The organism is Thalassospira povalilytica (assembly GCF_002844235.1).
Taxonomy (GTDB): Bacteria; Pseudomonadota; Alphaproteobacteria; order Rhodospirillales; family Thalassospiraceae; genus Thalassospira; species Thalassospira povalilytica.
This window is the reverse complement of sequence record NZ_PGTS01000003.1, coordinates 43,258-67,979: the sequence shown is the minus strand read 5'-3', so window position 1 is coordinate 67,979 and position 24,722 is coordinate 43,258. Positions and strand designations below refer to the sequence as shown.

Below are 24,722 nucleotides of genomic sequence, written 5' to 3'. Positions count from 1 at the left end.
AAAGCCTTGCGATGGATGTGCGGTCCGGCTAATCCAGACGGATCATTTGACGTCGATAGTGACAGGAACGCCAGAACCATGACTTTCACCGGCCTTGCGACCTTTTCGAGCATCTTTCTGATTGGCTCGATGTTGCTGACCTGGGTGGTTTTGAACTATCTGCGACGCAAGGCGATCCTTGATATGCCCAACCACCGTTCCAGCCATGCCGTGCCGACGCCGCGCGGTGGCGGGCTTGCGGTCACACCGCTTTTGATCCTTTTGGTTGCGGTTGTGTTTATCCATACCGGGGTCACTTCGGTCAGTCATTGGTTGATGCTGGCAGCAGCAGCCGGGCTTGGATTGCTCAGCTGGCTTGATGATCGTCACGATCTTTCGGCTGCCATACGCTTTGCCATGCAATTTGTTGCGGTGATTGTCGGCGTTTTTGCCATCGACAAACCGGTTTTGGGTGGTTTGGTGCCTGTGTGGCTCGATCACGTTCTGGTGGTATTTGCCTGGGTCTGGTTTATCAATCTGTTCAACTTCATGGATGGCATTGACGGCATTTCCGGGGTCGAAGCCGGCTCGATCGGGCTGGGCATTTTTATTCTGGCGCTTCTGATGCCATTGCCGCAATTCATCGGGCTTGGCTATATCGGGCTTGGTATCCTGGCCATCATGATCGGGTTTCTGATCTGGAACTGGCATCCGGCCAAACTGTTTCTGGGTGATGTCGGATCCGTGCCGCTTGGCTTTGTTCTGGGCTGGGTGTTGCTTAAGACAGCGTCAGAAGGGGCATGGGTCGTCGCGTTGATTCTGCCATCCTATTATCTTTTTGATGCGACCTTTACCCTGGTCAAACGTGCGCTTCGTCGTGAAAAAATCTGGCAGGCCCACCGAGAACATTTCTATCAGTTGGCAACCCAGCGCGGCTTTTCCCATGCGCGGGTTTCGACCATGATTGCAATCAGCAATCTGATCCTGATTGCGGTGTGTTTTGCACAAAGCGAAACGCCCGGCTGGATGCGGGTATTTGCCGCCCTGATTGTGGTGTTTTCACTGGTCGGAATGATGGTGCGGATGCCGGTCAAGGGACGCACGGACAGTTAAGTATCGCACGGAAGTTGCGCATTGCTTGACTTGTGCCCGGACGGGCGCGAAAAGAATGCCTTGTCCGTCTTTTGGGCAGACAGGTATATCCTTTTAAAAACAGAAAACTGCCACTAGGGACCGCATGTCGCGCATTTTACAGCGAAGCCATATTGCCTTTGTCCATGATGTCTTCATGGCTGCGATTTCGTTCCCGTTGGCCCTTTATCTTCGGGTTGGCGATGGTGTGCGGTTTTATCAGGCTGACAATATCCTGTTTTCGGCTGCCTTGTTTACCCTGATTGCAGCGGCATCATTCTGGTATTTCGGGCTTTACCGCGGCATCTGGCGTTATGCGTCGCTTAATGATCTGACCCGTATTGCCAAGGCGGTTTCGGTTGCCGTGGCTGTTTTGTTCCTTGTGCTGTTTTTGACCACGCGTCTGGACTGGATGCCCCGTTCAGCACCTATAATCCAGTGGTTCCTGCTGATGGCGTTGCTGGGTGGATCGCGGCTGACCTACCGTATTGCCAAGGATAAATCCACCGCACGCGCACTGGTTCGTCAGGGAACAACGCGTCTGCCTGTTTTGCTGATTGGTGCCGGTGACGAGGCCGAGGCCTTTATTCGTGAAACCGAACGATCGGCAGATACCCCGTTCAAGGTTGTCGGCATTGTGTCTCTGACCGAAGGACGGGTCGGGCGCAACATGCATGGCGTTGATGTGCTCGCCACCGCTGATAAACTTGAAGACGTCATCAAAAAACTGGAAATGAGCCGCCATGGCGTTCCGCGTCGTCTTGTTCTGACCGGTGATGCGCTGCGCCACGAAGACAATGTCAAATGGGTGGAAATTGCTGATCGTTACGGTATGACACTGGCGCGTTTGCCGAAACTCGGTGATCTGCGCGAAGGTCTTGCCGATCCGCTGCAAATTCGCCCGGTCGCCATCGAAGATTTGCTGGGCCGGCCACAAGCGCGTCTGGATCGTGATCGTGTGCGTGAAATGATCGGGGGCAAGCGGGTTCTGGTAACCGGTGCGGGGGGCTCGATCGGATCAGAACTGGTGCGCCAGATTGCTTCTTATGGTCCGGCCAGCCTGACCCTGGTCGATGCGGGGGAATATAATCTTTATGCCATCGACATGGAAATGGCAGAAAAGTTCCCTGATCTGCCACGCGAAAGCATTCTGGGCGATGTTCGCGATCGTGTCCGGATCGGTCAGGTATTTGACCATGTGGCACCTGAAATCGTGTTTCATGCAGCGGCCTACAAGCATGTCCCGCTGGTCGAACACAATCCCAATGAAGGTATTCTGACCAATACCCTTGGCACCCGAAATGTTGCCGAGGCCTGCCGTGCAGCCGGTGTTGCGACCATGGTTCTGATTTCGACGGACAAGGCGGTAAACCCGGCCAATGTCATGGGGGCGTCCAAGCGTCTGGCAGAATGTTATTGTCAGGCGTTGGAGACATTGCCGCTTGATCAGCGCGGTCCGACCCGTTTTGTCACTGTGCGGTTTGGGAATGTTCTGGGATCGACCGGATCGGTTGTACCATTGTTCCGCCGCCAGCTTGAAGCCGGTGGGCCGCTGACCGTAACGCATGAAGGCATCACTCGATATTTCATGACCATTGCCGAGGCTGTCGAACTTGTCCTGCAATCAGCGGAACTTGGTCGCCATGGCGTGACCGATGGCGGAAAGATTTTCGTTCTTGATATGGGGCGTCCGGTCAAGATCATTGATCTCGCCCGTCAGATGATCCTGCTTTCGGGACTTCGTCCGGGCAAGGATGTCGAGATCAAGGTTACTGGACTTCGCCCGGGTGAAAAGCTGTATGAAGAACTGTTCCATGACAGCGAACCGCCGGTTCCCACCGAAACCGATGGCGTCATGCTGGCAAGCCCGCGTGTGGTTGATTATGCCGAAATCAAACAGGTTTTCGATGCGCTTGAAGACAGTGCAACCAACCGCAATACCCACCAGACACTCGAATTGATCAGCAAGCTGGTGCCGGAATTCCAGCCGCCCGAAATTGGTGTCAAATCGATCTTTGCCGACACCCCGGCGGAAACGGCCAATCAAGTGACCGGTGATACGGCCTAGTTATCGGGCCATTTTCAATCATCCACAGCCGAGCAATGGTGATGCAAGTTCATTCCTTCAATGAATGAACTTGTGCGGAATTGTCGTTTGTCATTGCCAAATGCGGGCCATATCTTGCGCTCAGAATGACAAATCGGAATGACCTTGTTGATGGTTCACCGATTTTCCTGACGATCCGTCTATTGGAGGCCCCGCATGTCGGCAGATGCTTTTGTCCACCCTGATGAAATCCGTTCGATGTTTTCCGGCGCGATGTCGGACATGTACCGTGCCGAAGTGCCGCAATATGGCACCCTGATGGAACTCGTTTCGGACATCAATCAGGAAAGACTTGCTGCTGATCCTGTGCTTCGTGACGGACTTGTACGCAGTGATGACCTTGATCGTATTGATCTTGAACGTCATGGCGCAATCCGTCTGGGCAAGCCCGAAGAACTGTTCAACATGCGCCGCCTGTTTGCGGTGATGGGCATGCATCCGGTCGGGTATTACGATCTGTCGGTTGCCGGTGTGCCGGTGCATTCAACGGCATTTCGCCCGATTGATGACGAAGCCCTGCGCCGCAATCCGTTCCGTGTTTTCACCTCGCTCCTGCGCCTTGAACTGATTGAGGATGCGCAACTGCGTACAGAGGCCGAAGCAATCCTGGCAAAGCGTGAAATCTTTACCCCAGATGCGCTGAAACTGATTTATCTGGCTGAAAAGAACGGCGGGCTTGATCGTGTTCAGGCCGAACAGTTTGTGGCCGAGGCACTGGAAACCTTCCGCTGGCACAGTGATGCCACGGTGTCACTTGAAACCTATCAGAAGCTTCATGATGCGCACCGCCTGATTGCCGATGTTGTCTGCTTCAAGGGGCCGCATATCAACCATCTGACGCCGCGGACCCTTGATATTGATGCGGTTCAGCGTGCCATGCCCGAACGCGGCATTTCGCCCAAAGCAATTGTCGAAGGTCCGCCATCACGCAAATGTCCGATCCTTTTGCGCCAAACCAGCTTCAAGGCGCTCGAAGAACAGGTCTATTTCGTCGGGAGCAATCCGAAGGGAACGGCGGGCACCCACACCGCACGCTTTGGCGAGATCGAGCAGCGCGGTATTGCCCTGACCGCCGAGGGGCGCAAACTTTATGACACGCTTCTGGCATCGGTGCGCCACGCGGTCCAGGTCAGTGCGGGCGGATCAAACGCACGCGATTATGAAACCGAACTGGCCGAACGTTTTGCCGCCTTCCCCGATGATTACGAGACGCTCCGTGTCGAAAAGCTGGCTTTCTTCCGTTACAGCGTGACGGACGCAGGTCGCGATGCGGCGGGTAAGGTTGATCGTGATGTTTCGGTAGACGAGCTGGTTGATCAGGGATACCTGCATGCAGACCCGATCATCTATGAAGATTTCCTGCCGGTCAGTGCGGCGGGCATCTTCCAGTCGAATCTTGGCAGTGACGAACAGAAAAACTACGCCGAACAGTCCAATCAGGATGTGTTCGAGAAATGCCTTGGCGCATCTGTTGCCGATGAATTGGCGCTTTATGCCGCCCATCAACAGGCATCTATTGATCAGGCGTTCGAAACATTGGGTATTCGGAAAAACGTCGCCTGATCCGATAGTTGGCAAAACCGATACGGGGTGGTCACTGTAACACCCCGTTTTCAGTATCGGATGCCCGGACAGTTGGCGGGTTTGCAAAAGGCCGCCATGCAAGAATTCGGGGTCCACATTTTGCGCCGCACATGATAAAGCTCCGCGCGAAACATGGTTCGGACTCATTGATCATGTGTCGGCCCGGATCGAAATGATGTCATTTCTGTCCCGTTAAAAGGCCGGTCTTGCCCGCAACACTGTCACGTCGCATGCACGAGCAGCCATGCGCATTTCTGATATTGTGGGCCGATATATCATCAATGGGTCCGCAACCTTCATCACATTGATGCATGAAAGCGAACCCAATGACTGCTCGTATTGCGCGCGCGCTTATTTCCGTTTCCGACAAGACCGGTCTGGTCGAATTTGCCAAATCCCTTCACGCCCAGGGTGTTGAAATCCTGTCGACTGGCGGCTCCGCCAAGGCGATCGAAGCTGCCGGTATTCCGGTCAAGGAAGTTGCCGATCACACCGGTTTTCCCGAAATCATGGACGGTCGTGTCAAGACTCTTCATCCGAAGATTCACGGCGGCCTTCTGGGCCGCCGTTCTCTTTCCAGCCACATGCAGGCGATGGAAGATAACGACATTTCCCCGATCGATCTGGTATGTGTGAATCTGTACCCGTTCGAAGAAACCGTTGCCAAGGGTGCCGATTTCGACACCTGCATCGAAAATATCGATATCGGCGGTCCAAGCATGATCCGCTCGGCGGCGAAAAACCATGAATCGGTTACCGTGGTTGTCGATCCGTCCGATTATGACCGTGTTCTCGCCGAAATGAATGACAATGCCGGTGCCACCACCGCTGAAACCCGTCGCGTTTTGGCCGCCAAGGCCTTTGCCCGCACCGGCGCTTATGACTCGGCGATTTCAAGCTGGTTTGCCGGTCAGCTTGGTGAAACCTTCCCGCAGCGCCTGAATGTTTCGGCCGAACTGAAACAGACCCTGCGTTATGGCGAAAACCCGCACCAGCAGGCCGCGTTCTACACCAACGGTAAAAACCGCCCGGGTGTGGCAACCGCGACCCAGCTTCAGGGCAAGGAACTGTCATTCAACAACCTGAACGACACCGATGCCGCGTTTGAACTGGTTTCCGAGTTTGACGAAAAACCGGCTGTTGCGATCATCAAGCATGCCAACCCGTGCGGTGTTGCCGAAGGCGCAACCCTGATCGAAGCCTATAACAAGGCGCTGTCTTGTGATCCGGTTTCGGCATTTGGTGGCATCATTGCGGTCAACCGCACCCTTGATAAGGAAACCGCCGAAGAAATCGCCAAGCTGTTTGCCGAAGTCGTGATTTGCCCGGATGCAGACGATGCCGCCAAGGAAGTTCTGGCAGCCAAGAAAAACCTGCGTCTGCTGGTAACCGGCGGCATGGCCGATCCGGAAGGCGAAGACATGACGCTTCGTTCGCTGGCGGGTGGTTATCTGCTTCAGAACCGTGATGCAGGCCGTGTGAAACGCGAAGAACTGAAAGTCGTCACCAAGCGCAAGCCGACTGATGCCGAACTTGATGATCTTCTGTTTGCGTTCCGCGTTGGCAAACATGTCAAATCAAACGCCATTGTCTATGTCAAAGACGGCAAGACCGTTGGTGTTGGTGCCGGTCAGATGAGCCGCGTTGACAGCTCGCGCATTGCCGCCTGGAAAGCAGAAGAAGCTGGCAAAAATGCCGGTGAAGCCGAACTGCGCACCAAGGGTTCGGTCGTGTCGTCTGATGCGTTCTTCCCGTTTGCCGATGGTCTTCTGGCCGCGGTCAAGGCCGGTGCAACGGCTGTGATCCAGCCGGGTGGCTCCATGCGTGACGAAGAAGTCATTGCAGCGGCCGACGAACATGACATTGCCATGGTCTTTACCGGCATGCGTCATTTCCGCCACTAAGCGCGGTCGGGATCACGTCGAGATCAAATTGAAAAACCCCGGGAACTTCCCCGGGGTTTTTTGTTGGCTATTTGACGCCAAGATGATCGGCAAGGGTATGACCGGAATATTCGGTGCGGAAAAGTCCGCGTTCCTGCAAACCCGGAACCACTTGATCAAGAAACAATTCAACCGACTGATGTGACCCGCTGGGCAAGGCAATGATGCCGTCACCGGCATTGATATCAGCCCAGGCCGCAATTTCGTTGACCGCATCCTCGGGCGTGCCGACCACGATCCAGTGCGATGACCCCATGACTTCCGGACGGGTCAGAAGATCCTTGACCGTTGGTTGGTCGCGTTCAATTAGACGACGGACAAGGTCGCCATGGGTCTTGCTGCGCACCACCGTATCAGCGGGGGGCAACATATCGGCAGTGACACGTGCATCCATCGGATGATCTGTCAGATCAAGGGCAATCAGTTCCTTGACCTTGGCAATCATGCGGCGCGGATCCATGCGGGCGTGGGTTTGGGCGAAAATTTCGCGGGCTTCTTCGCGGGTCGGGGCCAGATACATGTTAAGCCCGGGCAGGATGCGAATATCATCGGGGTCGCGGCCTTTGCTTGCCGCGCGTTCTCGCAAGTCACTGCGCAGTTCGCGCGCAACTTCCGGGTCCGGGGTGGCGGCAAAGATTGCATGGGCAACGGACGCAGCAAAGTCACGTCCGGCCGGCGATGCCCCGGCCTGGAACAACGGGACTTTGCCATTGCCAAAGGCCGGTGTGTTCAGCGGCCCGGCAACATCATAAAACTCCCCGTGATGATCAATCCGTGTCAGGGCGTCCGGGGTGCCATAAGTCCCACTTTCGCGGTCGGCAATGATGGCATCGGACGGATAGCTTGCCCAAAGTTTGTGGACCACATCGCTAAATTCGGCAGCCTGTCGATAGCGATCCTCGCTTGATGGCATTTCCGAAATCCCGAAATTCTCGTTGCCATCAAGGGATGTGACGATGTTCCAGCCGACCCGCCCCTTGGACAGGATATTAAGCGACTGGATCTGTCGGGCGACGATATAGGGCGGATAAAAGGTCGTGGACGCCGTCGTGACCAGTCCGATCTTGCTGGTATGTTCGGCCAGTGCCGCAAGCTGGATCGTCGGATCGAGACTGGAAAACCCGGGGGAACCGGCAATCATTTCCGGTTTCATGAAAAGCGTGTCAGGACGAAACAGGAAGTCGATCTTGGCCTTTTCCGCGCGTTTGGCAATCTCGACAAAAAAGTCTGTGGAAAAGACATTTTCGACATTGCTGTCATCACGGCGCCAGGCATCATTCATCAACCAGGTCGGGGCGACGGACAAACCGATATGGATGTGCTTGCGGGTCGTCATGGCGGGCAGAATTCCTTTGATCGTCGTCTGTTGCATGCTTGATAATATGAATGAATATCATTTGCAGCATAAAACGCCTTGATCTATGTTCTGGTCAGGATTGAAAAACCGGACCTTTGAACGTGCTGTCTGCCCAAAATCTTGTTGTTTCCTATGGAAAATCACCGGTCCTGAACGGACTTTCGGTGCAGTTCGACACAGGCGGTGTGACGGCACTGGTCGGGCCAAACGGATGTGGGAAATCCACACTGCTCAAGGCGATCCTTGGTCTTTTGCCAAAATCAGCCGGGACCATCACCCTTGATGATGTTCCGATCGACGATATTCCGCGGCAAACCCTGGCACGGCGCATCGCCTATTTGCCACAGGAAAACCATTGCCCGGATTATATCGTTCTGGGTGAGCTGATCGAACTTGCCGGATATGCACGCTATTCACTGTTTGGCGGGCCAAGTGCACAGGACCGGGCATTGTTTGCAGACGTTCTTCGCACCGTTGGGCTGGTCAATATGGCCCATGTGCCGGTCAATTCGCTTTCGGGCGGGCAACGCCAGCGGGCCTGGATCGCCATGGTTCTCGCACAGGATGCCGACATCATTCTGATGGACGAGCCGGTCAATCATCTGGATATGAAATACCAGTATGCCGTGCTTGAACTGGTGCGCCGTCTGGGTCAGGAGCACGGCAAAACAATCATCACGGTTTTGCACGACCTTAATCTGGCATCAGCATTTGCCGACCATGTGGTGATGATCCGTCAGGGCAAAGCAGGTATTTGCGGCCCGACCAAACAGGTGATCACACCGGAAAACATCCGCATGGTCTTTGATTTCGATGCCGATGTTTTCATGCGTGAAGATCGTCTTGTCTGTTTGCCGCGTCAGGACGCACAGATGCGGGCAAACGCAGAATGACCGGTCGTGCAAAGGTCTTTTCGGCCTTCATTCTGACCCTGATGGCAGCATTTTTTGCTAATCTGTCACTTGGGGCGACCAATATTGCACCCGAAGACATCCTTTTGGCGTTTTTCAGCTTTGATGTGGATAATTACGACCATTTTGTCGTGATCTATCAACGTCTTCCACGGGTATTGATTGCCGTTTTTGTCGGTTCGGTGATGGCATGCAGCGGTGCTGTGCTTCAGGGATTGATGCGCAATCCCCTCGCATCACCCGCACTTTTAGGGATCAATGCTGGTGCGACCCTGTTTGTGGTTGGCGGGGTGATATTTTTCGGGATTTCATCCGCATTTCAGGGAATTGCGGCGCTGATTGGCGGGATTTGCGGATTTGGCGCCTGTCTGATGGTTGCACGTATGTCGGGCATGGATGGCAACCCGCGGGGGTTGTCACTTATTCTGTCCGGGGCGGTGGTTTCAATGCTGTTTATCGGCATTGCCAATGCCTTGCTGTTATCGACGCCGGAACTGCGAAACGAGTTCCTTGGCTGGGTAACGGGCAATATCAACCATGTCTATATCGACCGCCTTCATCAGATGTGGCCGGTTGGCGTCGGTGGTGTGGTCGTGCTTCTGATCTTGTCGCGTGCGCTGACCCTTATTGCCCTTGGCCCGGAAAAGGCGGCATCGGCCGGTGTTAATATTGTCCTTGTGTCGCGTCTGGCAATTGCATCCGTGGTTCTTTCAAGCAGTGCGGCGGTCGCAATTTGCGGGCCGATCGGGTTTGTCGGTCTGGTTGTGCCCCATATTGTGCGGCCATTGGTCGGGGCAAAGCAGACAATGATCATTCCGGGCTGCATTCTGGTCGGGGCCAGCATTTGTCTGATTGCCGACATGGTTGCGCGACTGGCCTTCAGCCCGTTTGTTCTTCATACCGGCGTGATGATGGACCTGTTCGGTGGCGTTGTTTTTGCCTTTGTCGTGCGGCGCTATTACCTGACCCCCGGATTGCGGAGGTCGTTGTAATGCGTTTGACGACCGGCCTTCATGGATATGTCGTTCTCAGATTTTCCGGTGGTTTGGAAATCCGTCTGCATAATCTGATCTGTGCGGTGATCCTGATGATGGTTGCTGTGGTCGGTGGTGTGGCGCTTTTGACCACAGGATCAACCGACAGCACATTTTCCGACCTTGTCGGATTGTTTGATGGCGATGCTGTCTCTGGTGATGTCGCATTTGCAATTGCAGATGTCCGTCTGCCCCGCATTCTGATGGGGTTCATGGCAGGCTGGTGCGTTGCGCTGACCGGGGCGATGTTGCAATCACTTGCCCAAAATCCGCTGGCGGATCCGGGTCAGCTTGGGCTGAGCCAGGGGTCGCTTGTGGTCATCATGCTTGTTCTGGTTCTTTTCCCCGGATTGCCGTTGATCTTTACTCCCCTTGCCGGATTTGCCGGTGGGCTGGCGGTTGCCGTGCTGTTGATGGTACTGGTCGGGCGTCATCATTCCGGGGGGCTTGGCATTTTGCTGATGGGGATTGCGGTTGAAACCACTTTGTCATCGGTGACATCGATCCTGATCCTATATGCGCCGCCCGAACAGTCACACGCGATTTCAAGCTGGCTTGCCGGGTCGCTTTTCCATTCCGACTGGTCGGCTGTTGGCAGTTTTGCGACATGGTTTGTTATCTCCATTCCGGCAATTCTGGTGATCGGTCGCAAATTGCGCAGTCTTGACCTTGGTGACCATATGGCGCTGGCCCTGGGGGAGGCCGTTCATATCACCAAGCCGGCCATTCTGATTGTTGCCGTGCTGTTGACGGCCGCGGCGACGGCTGCGGTCGGTCCATTGGTGTTTCTGGGTGTGATGGCCCCGCATCTTGCCGGTTTCATATCCCCGGCAAAGGGTCGGGCGCGACTGTTTCTGGCGGCGATGACCGGGGGTGTTCTGGTGGTGGCGGCCGATGGATTGACGCGTCTTGGCTCTGATCAGGTGGCACTGCCGACCGGGCTTGCCATCATGATGATCGGTGCCCCGATTTTTATCATTTCCCTGCGTCTTCGTACCATTTCACAGGCTCGAACAGGTTGATACCCGATTGATTGGAGTTCCCATGCACAAGCTGTTTTTGACCCTGGCGCTAATTGTTGCAAGCGGACTGGCACATGCACAAAGTCACGATGTGCAGGATGATCGCGGGCGTACCGTGCCCATGCCCGATACGCCCGAACGTATCGTTGTCTTGCAAGAACCGCTATTGGGGATTCCGATCCTTGAACTCGGGCTTGATATTGTCGGGTCTTACGGGCGCAACGATGATGGCAGTTCGATGTTGCGGGTCGATTTCATCAAAACCGTTCTGGGCAAGGATGGCGCTGATCTGGGGATTTCAGGTATTGGTCCGCTGGGGAATATTGACCTTGAAAAACTGAGTGCCCTGAAACCGGATCTGATCATTGGTGGGGAAAGTGACGCGGATAAAGCCGATATCCTGTCATCTGTCGCACCGGTTTATCTCAAAAACATCCGGACCCCGGATATCACCGGGTTCAGCACCCAGCAAAAACTGGCAGACCTTCTGGGCGTATCGGATCGTTTCGATGCCCTGATGGCCGACTATAAAAGCCAGCTTGATGATGTGCGTGCCAAATTGCCCGAAGCCCCGAACGGAAAGACCTATCTGGCCGTGATCATTTATGACCAGATCAATGTCGTCAGTAACATGTCCGGTGTCATTCAGGCGATCGAGGATCTGGGATATCGTCGTGCAGACCTTCAAGGCAGTGGCAAGGCATCGGGTTATGGTCAAGGCTTCGCCGTGCCGCTGAGTTCCGAACAGTTCGCCCGCCTTAATCCTGATATTCTGATTATTATGAACAGTTATGTCAGTGCGGATCGTGGTCCGGCTGCCATTCGTGACCGGTTGAATGCCATTGTGCCGGGATGGGATCGTTTCCTGCGCCCGCACAAGGAAGGCCGGGTTCTTTATCTTGATTCGGTTGCCGTAACCACGCCAACGGTTGCCAGTGCGCGGCACACGCTTGATGCAATCGAGGCCTGGGCGACATCGAAATAGCATGGCTGATATAAACCAAACCCCCGCAACATGGTTGCAGGGGTTTGTTTCTTTGTCCGGGCCGGCACGATTTTAAATCGCGGGCTGGTTGCCTTTTGACGTCTGATCGGTCGGGGACGGGGCACCGTCATTATCATGGTCAATGACGGTGCCATCCTGTTCCAGTGCGACCGGATCTTTTGCACGGGTGTCAGGTGATTTGGCTGTGTTGTCCTGATGGACGCGCAGCGGGGCACGCCAATCCACGCTGCCAAATGAATGGCAGGACGGGCAGGATACGACCCAGCGATCAGTTTCCGCACCACACGCCCCGCAACGCCAATCCGGATCGGGATTGGCGTGGCTGGCCTTGATCAACAGATCGCGGGCTTTGGCGCCATCCTGATTTTCACGCAATTCCAGATCGGCCAGAAGCCGGTAATGGCGTGCCTCGGCTTTTGATGCCATCGCCTTTTCAAGGTTGCTGCGCGCAACCCCCCAAAGGTCCGCTTCAAGGGCGGCTTCGGCAAGGACGATCTGGCTTTCAACATGTTCGGGATTGGTTGCCACCAGCTTCTCAACCGATTTGACCTGTAGCAGCGGGTCGCCGGTCAGGGTTTCACGATAAATGGTGCCCAGTGCCGCTGACGGCGCAACACGCCAGCTTTGCATTACCACGTCACGGGCCTTGGCATCCTGTTTGAGGTCACGATAAAGACCCGCCAGCAGGACGGCCGCGCCGGTGAATTCGGCGGATGCGCTTAATGCCTTGCGCAGGAGTTTGATCGCCTCGGCATTTTCACCAGCTGCAATGGCGTCTTCGGCCTTGGCTGTGATCAAAAGGGCGCGACGACGTGTCAGTTCCTGTTCATCGAACACCGATGCCTTTTGCGCATCCACCAGCAGGCTTAATGCACGGTCCCAGCGTCGCGACGTCAGCAACAAGTCAAACAGGGTCACGATTACCGCCGGGTTGCGCGGACGCAAACGGTGAGCCCGTTCGGCGTAATCAAGTGCCGCTTCGCGGTCATCGGCCTTAAGGGCCAATTGCAACAGTCCACGCAGCCCGAAAAATGCCGAGTCCGGTTTTTCAAGCATGGCTTCGAACTGGCGTTTGGCAGCGTCGTTATTGCCATCCAGTTCGGCGGCCTGTGCTGTCAGAAGACGGGTCAGGGTGTCATCTTCAAGATAACGGTCAACCGCACGGGTATGTTTAAGGGCCTGACGCACATCGCCCGATGCCAGTTCAAGCAACCCCATGGTCAATGCCTGTTGGCCCTTTTTGCGGCGACGACTGCCAAGCAAACGCCCGATCCAGCCCGGCGAATTTGCAATCATTGTCCAGCCACGCCAGACCAGCACCAGCACCACGGTCAAGGCCAGAAGGCCAAGTGCAACCATGCCGATCGATCCGTCAAACCGGTATCCCAGCCAGACAATCGTCATGTTGCCGGGATTGTTGGCAAACCAGACGGTGCAGAAAACCAGAACAGCCGTGATCAGAATAAAGGTCAGAAGACGGATCATTGGCTGTCCTCCGCCCCGGTCAGAAGGCCGATGGCGTGGGCGCTAAGGGTTGCAATCGACGCGTTAAGGGTCTGACGGCGTTTAGCTGCATCAAGCCAGTCACTTACAGCTGCCTGTGCATGTTCACCTTCGACGCCGTTAAGTGCCGCGACTGCGCCATCAAGGTCATCTTGCGCCAGGGCGTTTTCTGCCAGAACAAGACGTCCCTCAAGGGATTCTTCGCCTGCGGCATCGACACGGCGGATCGGAACCAGCTTTTTGATGTTGGCCCAGGTCGCATCAAGGACACTCCCTGAATGATCGTCGGTCGCTGCGGCAACGGCCTCTTGCGCCATGATAGGGAAAGACTGACGCAGTTTTTCGATGGTCGGTGCACCCTGTTCGGCAAGCGGTTTAAGGGTTTCGATCTGATCAAGGATCACGGCGTCATCGCCGGCACTGCGTTCAAGCTGATTAAGGGCAATCATGAACGGTCCACCCCGCTGAAGCGCATCACGCAGGATGGTAACGGCCATGGCGATGGCCTGACCACGGCTTTCGACGCGAAGGCCGGTGGTGGCACGAACTTCTTCTTCCATGGTCGACAGGCGGGCGGACAGTTCGCGCATTTCATTGGCCACACCGGCCAGTTCGCTTTCGACGCGTGCCAGTTCCTCGATCGGGGCGGTACGGGTCTCGATCTCGGCCATACGGCGGGCAACCGTATTGTTAAGGGTATCGCCACGTTCGCTGTTCAGTCGTTCACGCAGCGCATTGATCGTTCCTTCAAGACGCGACAGTCGTTCGGTCAAATCCGGATCGACCACAACCGCCCCGTCCGGGATCGGTGCTGTGTCGGCTGTTTCGCTGTCCATACCGGTTACGGTCGGACGGGATTCTTCGTCGGTTTTGACTTCGGCGTCATCCTTTTCGGCCATTGCGGCATCTTCGTTTGGTGCCGGAATGGTGTTTTCTTCTGATCCGCCTGCGGCTTCCGGCGCGTTGGTGACTGTGATTTCACCACTTTGCGGATTGTCTGCGTCAAAGCCGTCCGGCGCAATTTCAGCCAGAATATCGTTGGGAACAAACTGTGCCAGATGCGGCTGGGCATCGCGCCACCAGATTGCGCGGGTCAACCAGCCAGCTGCCAGGCCGCCAACAATGATCAGGACAAAGATGACAATTGCCTTGCCACCTGCACCCTTGCGGGCTGCTGTGCTTGCCGGTTTTTCGTCCTGTTGCTTTGCACCCGTCGATGTGGAGCCAGGCTTGGTGGCATCCGCCTTTGCCAGATTTTCGGCCTTGGGACTACTATCGGGTTTCTTTGCCGAATTGTCGGACGTGCCGGGTTTTGATGCGGGGGTTGCATCTGCTTTTTTGGGGTCCGGGCTGGCATTGCCCTTGCTGTCAACGGAAATGGTTTCAGTTGGCTTTTCCGTATCGGTCGACTTTGCGGAAGCGTTGGTTTTTGGCGTTTCTGGTGTTTTCACGATCGGACCATTGCAGTTTGCGGTTATTCCCAAAACGGCGTCAGGTACGGCAAGCCGTTACGACGGACCCTAATAAGGAAAGAAGGTATTCTTGTGTCGGTTGTGATGCAACGTGCGTTCTATGCCATGTAAGGTCTGAGATCTTCGATTGCACTGCCGGGCTGAGGCAAATTGCATTCACCCTGTCCAGGTCACCTTCAAGTTTATAGCTTTGAACAAGCTTAACAAAGGTTTCCGCAGTGCGGGGAGAGAAAAATAAAACTGCATCAATGTGATGACGGCGAATGGCCGTCAGTACATCTTCGGGCAGTTCATCACTTGCGATCGCTTCATAAACTGTCTGGCGATCGATTTCATACCCGTCATCGCGCAGCATCGCGCCCAGATCACCGGCTGTTTTGCGTGCCGCAGGATGAAAAAGCGGCCCATCAGATGCCATGACTTTCTGACGAATAAGGGTCGCAAGGTCATGAATGTCGCCATTTGCCGAATGAACGGAATTGAAACCCGCCTCCTGGCACATGCGTGCCGTGGCATCGCCGACACAAAGTGCCGGTAAAGTGCGCTCGCTGCTAAGACCGATAAAGGCACGCACACCATTGGCAGATGTAAAAATCAGTCCCTGATAGTGGCTGATATCAAGTGGATTTTGTCGTGCCGGGAACGAGATATGCAGCATCGGAGCAGACAGGTGGCGGTAGCCGCGCGCATCAAGCGCGGCCACAAGGTCGGCAGAATCGGTTTCGGGCCGGGTATTTAACACCAAGGGTCCCATCTGCGTTCCCGTCCATTTATGGGATCAGGCCGAAATAAAGTCGGGCCCGCCACGTTGCTTCAATTCTTCACCGGCGTCTGTGCCTGCTGCTGCGGCGGATGCCATATCGGGTTTGGCAATCAGGCGTTCGGTATCAAGTCGTTCACTGCCATCCGGGCGTACGATGCTGACACGCAAGCGCATGCTGCCATCGTCATTGAATTCTGCCAGTGCGGCAATCGGGGTGCGGCATGAACCGTCCAGTGCCTTGAGTGCGGCACGTTCGGCCGCCACGCGAATGGCCGATTTTTCACAATGAAGGGCGGCAAGCCAATCTTTGGTCTGTTGGTCTTCTTCGCGGATGGTAATGCCAATCGCGCCCTGTGCGACTGCGGGCAACATGTCATCTTCGGCGATTGGTGCGGTTGCGATCTCCGGCTGACCCAACCGGTTAAGTCCGGCCATCGCAAGCAGGGTGGCATCAACCTGTTCCTCGCCCAGCTTGCGCAGGCGGGTCTGAACATTGCCACGGAATGTCACGACTTTCAGGTTTGGATATTTGTTCAGGATCATTGCCTGACGGCGAAGGGACGCCGATCCGATGACAGACCCCGCCGGCATTTCGGCAAAGCTTTTATATTTCAGCGAAATAAACGCATCGCGGACGTCTTCGCGCGGCAAAATGGTCGGCAGGATCATGCCATCGGGCAGGACTGTCGGCACGTCCTTCATGCTATGAACGGCAAGGTCAATTTCGCCCCCCATCAGGGCGTCATCGATTTCCTTGGTGAAAAGGCCCTTGCCGCCAATTTCGGACAAGGCACGATCAAGGATCTTGTCGCCGGTCGTGGTAATCACGGTAATGGCGATTGCACCGTCTTCTGCAAGTTCGGGATGCGCTTTTGCCAGTTTGTCACGGACCTCATGTGCCTGGGCAAGAGCCAAGGGTGAACCACGGGTACCGATGCGAAGTTTTGCTGTATCTGTCATGGCAGGAGTCTTAGTCGTAAAATCGTTTGGAAACAAGGTTCGCCAGCGGAAATCGGGTGCGAATTTTCCGGTCTGTCCACGGTGATGATAGCAACTGATTGGTTGCGCGCATTGACTTATATCGCGCGTGCCGTGGTGTCGGCGATGCGGGGGATTTGGATGAAAATTGCCGAAGTTGGGCGTGAAGCGCGATAACTGCATATGGCAAATGCGCCCGTCGGGGGTGGAAAGCAGGCAAACTTTCCGCTACATCATCGCCAGGCGTATTGTTGTATTCCGATTGCCGACTGTTTGGCACACCCTGACCGGATCAGACCCATGATCGTACTTGGTATCGAAACAAGCTGTGATGAAACGGCCGCTGCTGTCGTCAATGACAAGCGCGAAATTCTGGCAAACCGTGTTTTGTCCCAGCTTGACGATCATCGTCCCTATGGCGGGGTTGTGCCCGAAATTGCCGCGCGTGCCCATCTGGAACATCTTGACCGGCTGGTCGCCGAGGCCATGGATGATGCCGGTGTCGATTTCAATGATCTTGATGCGGTTGCCTGCACCGGCGGGCCGGGGCTTATCGGCGGGGTGATGGTCGGCACCATGACGGCCAAGGCCATTGCCTTTGCCGCCAACAAGCCGTTTCTGGCGGTCAATCATCTTGAAGGTCATGCGCTTACCGTGCGTCTGACCGATGATGTTGCGTTTCCCTATTTGCTGTTGCTGGTCTCAGGTGGTCATTGTCAGGTTCTGATTGTTGAAGGTGTCGGCAAATACAAACGGATCGGCACAACAATTGATGATGCGGTCGGCGAAGCTTTTGACAAGACTGCCAAAATGATGGGTCTTGGCTATCCGGGCGGTCCCGCCCTGGAAAAGATCGCGGCAAAGGGCGATCCGGATCGTTTTGGCCTGCCGCGCCCGTTGCGCGGCCGTCCGGGCTGTGATTTTTCGTTTTCCGGGCTCAAGACCGCTGTTCGCACATATATGGACGGTTTTCCTGTCGATCAGCAAACGGACGAAGTCAAAGCCGATCTTGCCGCATCTTTCCAGCGCGCTGTCGGTGATACGCTGATTGATCGGGCGCGCAATGCGGTGTTTGAATTCATGCGCGATTACCCGACGGGCAAAACGCTGGTTCTTGCAGGCGGGGTTGCCGCCAACAAATATCTGCGCGGCCGTTTGACGGAATTGACAGATCAGGCAGGAATGCAGCTTGTTGCGCCGCCACTTGATCTTTGCACCGATAATGCCGCGATGATCGCCTGGGCTGGGTTGGAACGGTTCCGGTTTGGCGAACGCGATGATCTTGATTTCAAGCCGCGTCCGCGCTGGCCACTCGACCCCGAAGCCCCCAAAAGACCCGGTGCTGGCGTCAAGGCCTAGTGGCTCTCGGGGCGGGTTACCACGATACGAAACGACTTCATTTTTGCCGGAACAATGAACATGAAAAAGCGCATTACAGTTGTTGGTGGCGGTGCCTGGGGAACGGCTCTTGCGGTGCAGGCGGTGCGTGCGGGCGAAGATGTCGAACTGATCTTGCGCAATCCCGACCTTGCGGACCGGATCAACAATAACGGCGAGAATGACTTTTACCTGCCCGGTATTTCGTTGCCAGGTGCGCTTCGCGCGACAACAAACTATGACGGTATTCGCGATTCAGATGCTGTGCTTCTGGTTACGCCAGCACAGCATTTGCGTGAAACCCTGACCCGGTTTGCCGCGCACTGGACGGATAATCTTCCGGCGGTGATTTGCTGCAAGGGGATTGAAAAGGAAACCGGTGCCCTGATGGCGCAGGTGGTCAATGAGACCCTTGGCAATGTGCCGGTTGCGGTGCTTTCCGGGCCAACATTTGCACAGGAAGTCGCGGTCGGCCTGCCCGCTGCGATCACGCTTGCCTGCGAAGACCGGGTGCTTGGAAAACGACTGGTCGATCTTATCGGGACCCCGGAATTCCGTCCTTATTTCAGCACTGATGTTGCCGGTGTCGAAGTTGCAGGCGCAATCAAGAACGTCCTTGCGATTGCAAGCGGTGTGGTTGCCGGGCTCAAACTTGGTGACAATGCGCGCGCGGCCCTGATTACACGGGGCATTGCTGAAATGTCGCGCCTTGCTGTTGCGATGGGCGGACGGGTTGAAACCATGATGGGGCTGGCGGGTCTTGGTGATTTGACCCTGACCTGTACCGGTACGCTTTCGCGCAATTACACCTTTGGTGTTGCCCTTGGCGAAGGCCGCAAGGCCAAGGAGATTCTTGCAGAACGTCGTTCCGTGACCGAGGGCGTTCATACCGCTGCGTCCATTACGGCGGTTGCGGCAAAATACGGTGTTGAAATGCCGATCTGCGCCGCGGTCGATCAGGTCGCAAACCATAATGCCGATCTGCGCAGCACGATTAATGCCCTGTTGCAACGTCCGTTCCGCGATGAACTGGAAAGTGCCGGCTGACGTCGGGCTGCTGTTTGTGCAAGCCTTGTAGTCCCGATTGGTTCGGCTTGAGAATGTCGGGTGGTTCTGTCACTTTATGGTCATTGATCCCATAAAGAAGCAGGAAACAGTCCATGCATTTCTATATCCGTTGCGTTGATAAGCCCGGTCATCTTGATGTCCGTAAGGCCAATCGTGATGACCATCTTGCCTATATCAAGGGTGGCTTTGCTGATCGTATTGTTGCGGCAGGTCCGACCCTTGATCCTGATCTTGAGGGCATGAACGGTTCGGTCTTTATCATCGAGTTCGATAAAATCGAAGATGCCCGCGAATTTGCGGCCAATGACCCCTATGCCAAGGCCGGGCTTTTTGAATCGGTTGTAATCCGCCCGTTCAAGAAGGTGTTCTGATCCATGGCATATTGGCTGGTCAAAACCGAACCGGGAAGCTGGTCGTGGGACGACCAGGTCAAGAAAGATGTCGAAGGCTGGGATGGTGTGCGTAACCATCAGGCCGCGAAGAATTTGCGCACCATGAAAATCGGTGACAAGGCGTTCTTTTATCATTCGGTGAATGAAAAACGCATTGTTGGCATTGTTGAAGTGGTGCGCGAATTCTATCCAGATCCGACCGATGCGACCGGCAAGTTCGTGCAGGTTGATTTCAAGACGGTCAAGCCGTTCAAAACGCCGGTGACCCTTGCCGATATCAAGGCTGATCCGCGCTTTGCCGAGCTGTCATTGCTTAAACAGTCGCGCCTGTCTGTGATGCCGATTGATGATGCCTCCTGGGCGGCGATCTGTGAAATGGGCGGGGTGACACCGTGATCAGTCTTCCGGAATCCGGGACCGTTTTGTGTGCGCTTTCTGATCTTGATGCGACCGGTGCCAAAGGCATCAATCTTGCTGGCACCGGTATCTTTGTCGTGCGAAGCGGTGGTGATGTGTTTGGGTATGTAAACAGCTGCCCACATATCGGTGTGCCGCTTGAAATGGAACCGGACGAATTCATCAGTGATTTTGGTGAAGAAATCATCTGTTCAACCCACGGCGCACGGTTCCGCATTGAAGACGGGGAATGTGTTTCGGGTCCTTGCTCCGGTGATGTTCTTGAACCGGTCGCCGTAAAGATCAAAGGCGAGAACGTGGTTCTCGCCTGATCGGAAAGTTGATGTTTTCGGACGATCGAAACGGCGATCCTAGGTTCCCTGGGACACCGTTTTTGCGATCACGTCATCCAGATGACCGGTAATGACATCAAGCTGATCGGGTTCGGACAAGCGATGATCACCGGTCTTGATCAGATCAACCCGAACATCATCGCCGACCAGTGCCTCGGTCAGGCGAATGGCGGTTTGCCAGGGCACATCGGGGTCTTGCATGCCTTGTACCAGCCGGACCGGACAGCAAAGATCAATCGGCTTGCGCAGCAAGAGCTGGTTGCGGCCATCTTCGATCAGATCACGCGTGATGGTATAGGGATCATCTCCGTATTCCGTGGGTTCGATCAGCGCACCATCCTCAAGGATCGCTTTTTTCTGTTCTTCACTGAATTGTGCCCACATCAGATCTTCTGTGAAGTCCGGCGCTGCTGCAATCCCGACCAGACCTGCGACCCGTTCCTTGCGTGCTAGCGCGGTCAGAAGCATGATCCATCCACCCATTGACGATCCGACCAATATCTGCGGGCCAGTTGTGATTTCATCAAAAATGGCAATGGCATCGCTGGTCCATTTGCCGATCGTCCCGTCTGCGAATTTCCCCGACGATTGTCCGTGACCGGAATAGTCAAAGCGGGTATAAGCCACCCCCTGCCGAACGCAGTGTGCCTCAAGGTGCGTGGCCTTGGTGCCGGTCATGTCCGACATGAAGCCGCCAAGGAACATCACGCCGGGAGTATTGGGGGCCTGTACGTCAGATGGCTTGCCCGGCACGTGATGGTATGCGATTTTTAACCCGTCAGGCCGGTCTAGAAATTGGGGCTTTTCACGCTGTGGCGTCGGCATGTCATGTGTCATCCGGGGCGGGATCCTTGGGTGTTGATGGTTGGAGTTGCATGAGCGCGTCAGAAGTAATGACAGAAACAGTCTATCGAACCGAGCCCCGAGTGCAAGACGGGGACTATCGTCCTGCCGTGATTCTGCAAGTGCTGCCCGAACTTGATGCCGGTGGGGTGGAACGCGGTACCGTCGATATTGCGCGTGCCATCGTCGATGGTGGTGGCAAGGCACTTGTCGCATCGCAAGGCGGGCGCCTTGAGCGTGAACTGGCCCGTTTTGGCGCCAAACACATCAACCTGCCGCTCAAATCCAAAAACATTCTGGTGATGCGCAGAAATATTGACGCGCTGGTCAAGCTGATCCGGGAAGAAGGGGTTGATATCATTCACGCCCGGTCGCGGGCACCAGCCTGGAGCGCGTATTTCGCGGCACGCAAGGCCGGCATTCCCTTTGTCACGACGTTCCACGGTACCTATTCCGGCTATACCAATCCGTTCAAGCGCCGTTACAACGCGATCATGACCATGGGCGATCAGGTGATTGCGATTTCCAAGCATATCGCCAATCACATCAACAAATATTACAAGGTTGATCCGGATCGGCTGAACATTGTGCCACGTGGTACGAATGTTGATCTGTTTAATCCGGAAAATGTCAGTCAGGAACGCCTGATTGCGCTTTCGACCCAATGGCGCCTGAATGGTGAAGAATATGTCATCATGCTGCCAGGTCGGATCACGCGCTGGAAAGGGCACAGTTTCTTGATCCGTGCCCTGCCAGCCGTTCTTGAGGAACTGGGCCACCGAAAGGTGCGTTGCCTGATTGTCGGATCGGACCAGGGGCGAACAGCCTACCGGGAGGAAATCCTGCAATTGACCCGCAAGCTCGGTGTTGAGGATGTAGTGCATATTGTCGACCATTGTGCTGATATGCCTGCTGCTTACATGTTGGCAGATGTTGTTGCGTGTCCGTCAATCCAGCCAGAGGCTTTCGGTCGCATTCCGTCCGAGGCCCAGGCCATGGGGCGGCCGGTTGTTTCAACAGCACATGGTGGCGCGATGGAGACGGTCTTGCCGGGTGAAACCGGTTGGCTGGTCAGTCCGAACGAGGTCGATCAGCTATCCCGTGCATTGATTCAGGTCCTGAGCCTGACGCCGGAAAAACGGGCAATTCTGGCGAGTAAAGGACGCAATCACGTGATTGCGGAATATTCGCTTGAACAGATGGCTGAGCGGACCTTGCGGGTTTACGCCAAGGCGCTCAAGCGCGTTACCAGGAACGCAGTATGACCGATCAAAAAATTGAAACCGGCCAGGATCCTGCGATTTCTCTCGCGGCTGATGATGGTGCTGTGTCTGCACAAGAACCGCATCGCGAGCGGATTCTTGTTATCAAGCTGTCGGCGCTTGGGGATGTCATTCTTGCCTTGGGGCCGTTTGCGGCCATTCGGGCAGCACATCCTGACGCGCATATCACCGTTTTGACCACCCGTCCCTATGTCGATCTGATGAAGGCAAGTGGTCATTTTGACTCCATCGCCATTGATCGCCGCCCCAAACTGAGCCAGCCACGTGAAGTTCTGGCACTGCGCCGTTTTCTGCGCAATGGCAGGTTCGATCGGGTGTATGATCTTCAGACATCAGATCGCAGCGGTTTTTATTACAAGCTGTTCTGGCCGGGCCCGAAACCGGAATGGTCGGGGATCGCCAGAGGCTGTTCGCATCCTCACGCCAATCCGCACCGGGATTCGATGCATTCAATTGATCGTATGGCCGAACAACTGCATGACGCGGGCATTTCCGATGTGCCGCTTCCTTATATTCAGGGTCCGGATATTGATCTTGAACGGTTCGGTATTCGAAGCCCGTTTGTCCTGATTTGTCCGGGCGGGGCGCCACATCGTCCGGCAAAGCGCTGGCCTGCTGAACGATTTGGTCTGTTGGCCAAGAAGCTTGCAGACTACCGTTTGACGCCGGTCCTGATCGGAACAGACAAGGAAGGCGACGTCCTTAAAAAGATTGATCAGATGTGCCCCAAGGCCAGAAACCTTATGGGACGGACCGATTTCCTCGAAATTGCATCGCTTGCCGCGCGTTCGGTGCTGACGATTGGGAATGATACCGGGCCGATGCATATCGCGGCTGCTGCGGGGGCACCGTCCATTGTGCTGTTTTCCCGCGAATCTGATCCGAAACTCAGTGCGCCGCGCGGACTTTCAAAGGATGCCGTCAGTATTATCCGCGAAAGTGATCTGCGTCAGTTGACCGTCAACCGGGTGATGGATGAAGTGCGTCATCGTCTCGATCTGACAGATTAGGTGTCTTGCGCAAATGCCGTTACAGGGGCTTGTGAATAAAATGCGCAGAAAATGGCGCTTTGCGTCCGGTTTAATTGCCTAAAAACATTGCTTTCTGAACGCACGCGGATATGCTAGGTGAGGTCGGAACGAAAACACTGTCGGATCAAGCGGTGCTTTTCGTCGTTTCTGTTTCTGACCGATTTGTTTGATTACCATAGGAGATTATCCATAGCACGACCACGCAAACCGATGCAGCCGACCAAGGAAGGTCCGCGCGTCAATGAGGATATCAAAGCCCGTTCCATCTGTGTTGTCGATGCCGAAGGCAATATGTCGGAGCCGATGACGGTGCGTGAAGGCATTGAAATGGCAGCGGAAGTTGGACTCGACCTCGTCGAAGTCGCGCCGAATGCTGAACCGCCTGTGTGCAAGCTGATCGACTACGGCAAGTTCAAATACGAACAAAGCAAGAAGCAGAACGAGGCCAAGAAGAAACAGAAGGTGATCGAGGTCAAGGAGATCAAACTCCGTCCGAACATCGACACCCATGACTACAATGTCAAACTGCGCGCCGCGCAGAAGTTTCTTGGCGGTGGAGACAAGGTGAAAGTCACGCTGCGGTTCCGCGGACGTGAAATGGCTCACCAGGATCTCGGTCTTGGCATGCTGCAACGTTTTTCGGGGGATCTCGACGATCTCGCAAAAGCGGAAATGATGCCAAAGATGGAAGGCCGTGTTATGATTATGGTGCTGGCGCCGCGTTAAGACGCGGCGTTTTGCCGTTTTGCCCCAAGGTCCAAGCCAAAGAGGGAATGCCATGCCAGCTGGAAATGATCTTCTGATCGTTGGTGTCGATGACGATCCCAAGAGTCTGGTTCTGCTCAAACGAATCGTCGAAAGCGGCGGTTTCTCGTTTGTCGGTGTTTCCTCTGGCGCGGAGCTTCTCAAGCTTCTGAAGACCAAGCGCCCCCGTATCATTCTGATGGATATCATGATGCCGGACATGAACGGGTTTGAAACCGCGCTGAATGTGCGTACCCAGTTCCCGGATCTGGCCTGTGCAATCATTTATGTAACGGCCCGTCAGGGCGAAGAAGATCTGCGCGGTGGTGTTGCTGCGGGGGGCAATGACTTTGTTCTCAAACCGGTCAATCGCGAAAAGCTGATGAGCCGAATCGACAAGTGGATCGGCCGCGCCCACACCATCAAAACCGCCGTTTGATCCCAT

General features: G+C 55.2%; 23 protein-coding genes. 17 read left to right on the top strand and 6 right to left on the bottom strand.

Annotated features, from left to right (window positions below; all coding sequences use genetic code 11):
• Window positions 1-78 precede the first annotated feature (78 nt).
• From CU041_RS08740 to purH, 4 genes are all read left to right on the top strand, one after another.
• Window positions 79-1,092 (top strand): MraY family glycosyltransferase, encoded by a 1,014-nt coding sequence (locus tag CU041_RS08740; protein WP_101246531.1) that lies wholly within the window; start codon window positions 79-81, stop codon window positions 1,090-1,092.
• A 124-nt stretch (window positions 1,093-1,216) separates the two neighbouring features.
• Window positions 1,217-3,178 (top strand): polysaccharide biosynthesis protein, encoded by a 1,962-nt coding sequence (locus CU041_RS08735; RefSeq protein ID WP_101246530.1) that lies wholly within the window; start codon window positions 1,217-1,219, stop codon window positions 3,176-3,178.
• A 195-nt stretch (window positions 3,179-3,373) separates the two neighbouring features.
• Complete coding sequence (gene hglS / locus CU041_RS08730; RefSeq protein ID WP_101246529.1) at window positions 3,374-4,780, top strand: 2-oxoadipate dioxygenase/decarboxylase HglS; 1,407 nt, start codon at window positions 3,374-3,376, stop codon at window positions 4,778-4,780.
• A gap of 347 nt (window positions 4,781-5,127) precedes the next feature.
• A complete protein-coding gene (gene purH / locus CU041_RS08725) occupies window positions 5,128-6,705 on the top strand; it encodes a bifunctional phosphoribosylaminoimidazolecarboxamide formyltransferase/IMP cyclohydrolase (protein ID WP_101247002.1) in 1,578 nt (525 codons plus the stop codon).
• A gap of 67 nt (window positions 6,706-6,772) precedes the next feature.
• On the opposite strand, the gene CU041_RS08720 is transcribed toward purH, so the two are convergent.
• Window positions 6,773-8,080, bottom strand: a complete 1,308-nt coding sequence (locus CU041_RS08720; RefSeq protein WP_101247001.1) for an NtaA/DmoA family FMN-dependent monooxygenase — start codon at window positions 8,078-8,080, stop codon at window positions 6,773-6,775.
• A 122-nt stretch (window positions 8,081-8,202) separates the two neighbouring features.
• Between CU041_RS08720 and CU041_RS08715 the strand changes: the two genes are divergently transcribed.
• Genes CU041_RS08715 through CU041_RS08700 form a run of 4 tightly spaced genes read left to right on the top strand, consistent with a single transcriptional unit; the run spans window position 8,203 to window position 12,053 of the window.
• A complete protein-coding gene (locus CU041_RS08715; protein ID WP_101246528.1) occupies window positions 8,203-8,994 on the top strand; it encodes an ABC transporter ATP-binding protein in 792 nt (263 codons plus the stop codon).
• Window positions 8,991-10,004, top strand: coding sequence for a FecCD family ABC transporter permease (locus CU041_RS08710; RefSeq protein ID WP_101246527.1), 1,014 nt, complete (start codon window positions 8,991-8,993; stop codon window positions 10,002-10,004). The genes CU041_RS08715 and CU041_RS08710 overlap by 4 nt, the downstream gene beginning before the upstream one ends.
• The gene (locus CU041_RS08705) at window positions 10,004-11,068 is read left to right on the top strand and encodes a FecCD family ABC transporter permease (RefSeq protein WP_101246526.1); all 1,065 of its coding nucleotides are present in this window, start codon (window positions 10,004-10,006) and stop codon (window positions 11,066-11,068) included. Before CU041_RS08710 ends, CU041_RS08705 begins: the two co-directional genes overlap by 1 nt.
• A 22-nt stretch (window positions 11,069-11,090) precedes the next feature.
• Window positions 11,091-12,053, top strand: coding sequence for an ABC transporter substrate-binding protein (locus CU041_RS08700; protein WP_101246525.1), 963 nt, complete (start codon window positions 11,091-11,093; stop codon window positions 12,051-12,053).
• A gap of 72 nt (window positions 12,054-12,125) precedes the next feature.
• On the opposite strand, the gene CU041_RS08695 is transcribed toward CU041_RS08700, so the two are convergent.
• From CU041_RS08695 to hemC, 4 genes are all read right to left on the bottom strand, one after another.
• Window positions 12,126-13,559 carry a heme biosynthesis protein HemY gene (locus CU041_RS08695; RefSeq protein WP_101246524.1) on the bottom strand — a complete coding sequence of 478 codons (1,434 nt, stop codon included), beginning with the start codon at window positions 13,557-13,559 and terminating at the stop codon, window positions 12,126-12,128.
• Window positions 13,556-15,028: a COG4223 family protein gene (locus CU041_RS08690; protein WP_101246523.1), complete on the bottom strand. Its 1,473-nt coding sequence runs from the start codon at window positions 15,026-15,028 to the stop codon at window positions 13,556-13,558. Before CU041_RS08690 ends, CU041_RS08695 begins: the two co-directional genes overlap by 4 nt.
• A 40-nt stretch (window positions 15,029-15,068) precedes the next feature.
• Entirely contained in the window at window positions 15,069-15,752 is a 684-nt protein-coding gene (locus CU041_RS08685; protein WP_233433054.1) for a uroporphyrinogen-III synthase, read from the bottom strand.
• Between the two features lie 75 nt (window positions 15,753-15,827).
• Window positions 15,828-16,772 (bottom strand): hydroxymethylbilane synthase, encoded by a 945-nt coding sequence (gene hemC / locus CU041_RS08680; protein ID WP_101246521.1) that lies wholly within the window; start codon window positions 16,770-16,772, stop codon window positions 15,828-15,830.
• Between the two features lie 318 nt (window positions 16,773-17,090).
• Between hemC and tsaD the strand changes: the two genes are divergently transcribed.
• From tsaD to CU041_RS08655, 5 genes are all read left to right on the top strand, one after another.
• Window positions 17,091-18,149, top strand: a complete 1,059-nt coding sequence (gene tsaD / locus CU041_RS08675; protein WP_101246520.1) for a tRNA (adenosine(37)-N6)-threonylcarbamoyltransferase complex transferase subunit TsaD — start codon at window positions 17,091-17,093, stop codon at window positions 18,147-18,149.
• Between the two features lie 60 nt (window positions 18,150-18,209).
• Entirely contained in the window at window positions 18,210-19,214 is a 1,005-nt protein-coding gene (locus CU041_RS08670; protein WP_101247000.1) for an NAD(P)H-dependent glycerol-3-phosphate dehydrogenase, read from the top strand.
• A 113-nt stretch (window positions 19,215-19,327) separates the two neighbouring features.
• Window positions 19,328-19,606 carry a YciI family protein gene (locus CU041_RS08665; RefSeq protein WP_101246519.1) on the top strand — a complete coding sequence of 93 codons (279 nt, stop codon included), beginning with the start codon at window positions 19,328-19,330 and terminating at the stop codon, window positions 19,604-19,606.
• 3 nt (window positions 19,607-19,609) lie between these two features.
• Window positions 19,610-20,023, top strand: coding sequence for an EVE domain-containing protein (locus CU041_RS08660; RefSeq protein ID WP_101246518.1), 414 nt, complete (start codon window positions 19,610-19,612; stop codon window positions 20,021-20,023).
• The gene (locus CU041_RS08655; RefSeq protein ID WP_233433053.1) at window positions 20,020-20,355 is read left to right on the top strand and encodes a Rieske (2Fe-2S) protein; all 336 of its coding nucleotides are present in this window, start codon (window positions 20,020-20,022) and stop codon (window positions 20,353-20,355) included. The genes CU041_RS08660 and CU041_RS08655 overlap by 4 nt, the downstream gene beginning before the upstream one ends.
• A 39-nt stretch (window positions 20,356-20,394) precedes the next feature.
• Here the strand turns inward: CU041_RS08655 and CU041_RS08650 are convergent, their stop codons facing one another.
• Complete coding sequence (locus CU041_RS08650) at window positions 20,395-21,213, bottom strand: alpha/beta hydrolase (RefSeq protein WP_101246517.1); 819 nt, start codon at window positions 21,211-21,213, stop codon at window positions 20,395-20,397.
• 116 nt (window positions 21,214-21,329) lie between these two features.
• Here CU041_RS08650 and CU041_RS08645 point away from each other — a divergent pair, with 116 nt between their 5' ends.
• The 4 genes from CU041_RS08645 (at window position 21,330) to CU041_RS08630 (ending at window position 24,716) form a co-directional block, all read left to right on the top strand.
• Window positions 21,330-22,484 (top strand): glycosyltransferase family 4 protein, encoded by a 1,155-nt coding sequence (locus CU041_RS08645; protein WP_323133578.1) that lies wholly within the window; start codon window positions 21,330-21,332, stop codon window positions 22,482-22,484.
• Complete coding sequence (locus CU041_RS08640) at window positions 22,481-23,512, top strand: glycosyltransferase family 9 protein (RefSeq protein WP_101246515.1); 1,032 nt, start codon at window positions 22,481-22,483, stop codon at window positions 23,510-23,512. Before CU041_RS08645 ends, CU041_RS08640 begins: the two co-directional genes overlap by 4 nt.
• Before the next feature lie 231 nt (window positions 23,513-23,743).
• Window positions 23,744-24,259 carry a translation initiation factor IF-3 gene (gene infC, locus CU041_RS08635; RefSeq protein WP_101246514.1) on the top strand — a complete coding sequence of 172 codons (516 nt, stop codon included), beginning with the start codon at window positions 23,744-23,746 and terminating at the stop codon, window positions 24,257-24,259.
• 52 nt (window positions 24,260-24,311) lie between these two features.
• Window positions 24,312-24,716, top strand: a complete 405-nt coding sequence (locus tag CU041_RS08630) for a response regulator (RefSeq protein ID WP_101246513.1) — start codon at window positions 24,312-24,314, stop codon at window positions 24,714-24,716.
• The last annotated feature ends 6 nt before the right edge of the window (window positions 24,717-24,722 follow it).

Excerpts from the sequence above, each read along its gene's own strand:
- CU041_RS08710 (WP_101246527.1), top strand. The coding sequence starts at position 8,991 with ATGACCGGTCGTGCAAAGGTCTTTTCGGCCTTCATTCTGACCCTGATG.
- CU041_RS08735 (WP_101246530.1), top strand. The coding sequence starts at position 1,217 with ATGTCGCGCATTTTACAGCGAAGCCATATTGCCTTTGTCCATGATGTC.
- CU041_RS08695 (WP_101246524.1), bottom strand. The coding sequence starts at position 13,559 with ATGATCCGTCTTCTGACCTTTATTCTGATCACGGCTGTTCTGGTTTTC.
- CU041_RS08660 (WP_101246518.1), top strand. The coding sequence starts at position 19,610 with ATGGCATATTGGCTGGTCAAAACCGAACCGGGAAGCTGGTCGTGGGAC.
- CU041_RS08740 (WP_101246531.1), top strand. The coding sequence starts at position 79 with ATGACTTTCACCGGCCTTGCGACCTTTTCGAGCATCTTTCTGATTGGC.
- CU041_RS08700 (WP_101246525.1), top strand. The coding sequence starts at position 11,091 with ATGCACAAGCTGTTTTTGACCCTGGCGCTAATTGTTGCAAGCGGACTG.
- CU041_RS08630 (WP_101246513.1), top strand. The coding sequence starts at position 24,312 with ATGCCAGCTGGAAATGATCTTCTGATCGTTGGTGTCGATGACGATCCC.
- hemC (WP_101246521.1), bottom strand. The coding sequence starts at position 16,772 with ATGACAGATACAGCAAAACTTCGCATCGGTACCCGTGGTTCACCCTTG.
- CU041_RS08670 (WP_101247000.1), top strand. The coding sequence starts at position 18,210 with ATGAAAAAGCGCATTACAGTTGTTGGTGGCGGTGCCTGGGGAACGGCT.
- CU041_RS08640 (WP_101246515.1), top strand. The coding sequence starts at position 22,481 with ATGACCGATCAAAAAATTGAAACCGGCCAGGATCCTGCGATTTCTCTC.
- CU041_RS08705 (WP_101246526.1), top strand. The coding sequence starts at position 10,004 with ATGCGTTTGACGACCGGCCTTCATGGATATGTCGTTCTCAGATTTTCC.
- CU041_RS08650 (WP_101246517.1), bottom strand. The coding sequence starts at position 21,213 with ATGACACATGACATGCCGACGCCACAGCGTGAAAAGCCCCAATTTCTA.
- tsaD (WP_101246520.1), top strand. The coding sequence starts at position 17,091 with ATGATCGTACTTGGTATCGAAACAAGCTGTGATGAAACGGCCGCTGCT.
- CU041_RS08720 (WP_101247001.1), bottom strand. The coding sequence starts at position 8,080 with ATGACGACCCGCAAGCACATCCATATCGGTTTGTCCGTCGCCCCGACC.
- hglS (WP_101246529.1), top strand. The coding sequence starts at position 3,374 with ATGTCGGCAGATGCTTTTGTCCACCCTGATGAAATCCGTTCGATGTTT.
- purH (WP_101247002.1), top strand. The coding sequence starts at position 5,128 with ATGACTGCTCGTATTGCGCGCGCGCTTATTTCCGTTTCCGACAAGACC.
- infC (WP_101246514.1), top strand. The coding sequence starts at position 23,744 with ATGCAGCCGACCAAGGAAGGTCCGCGCGTCAATGAGGATATCAAAGCC.
- CU041_RS08665 (WP_101246519.1), top strand. The coding sequence starts at position 19,328 with ATGCATTTCTATATCCGTTGCGTTGATAAGCCCGGTCATCTTGATGTC.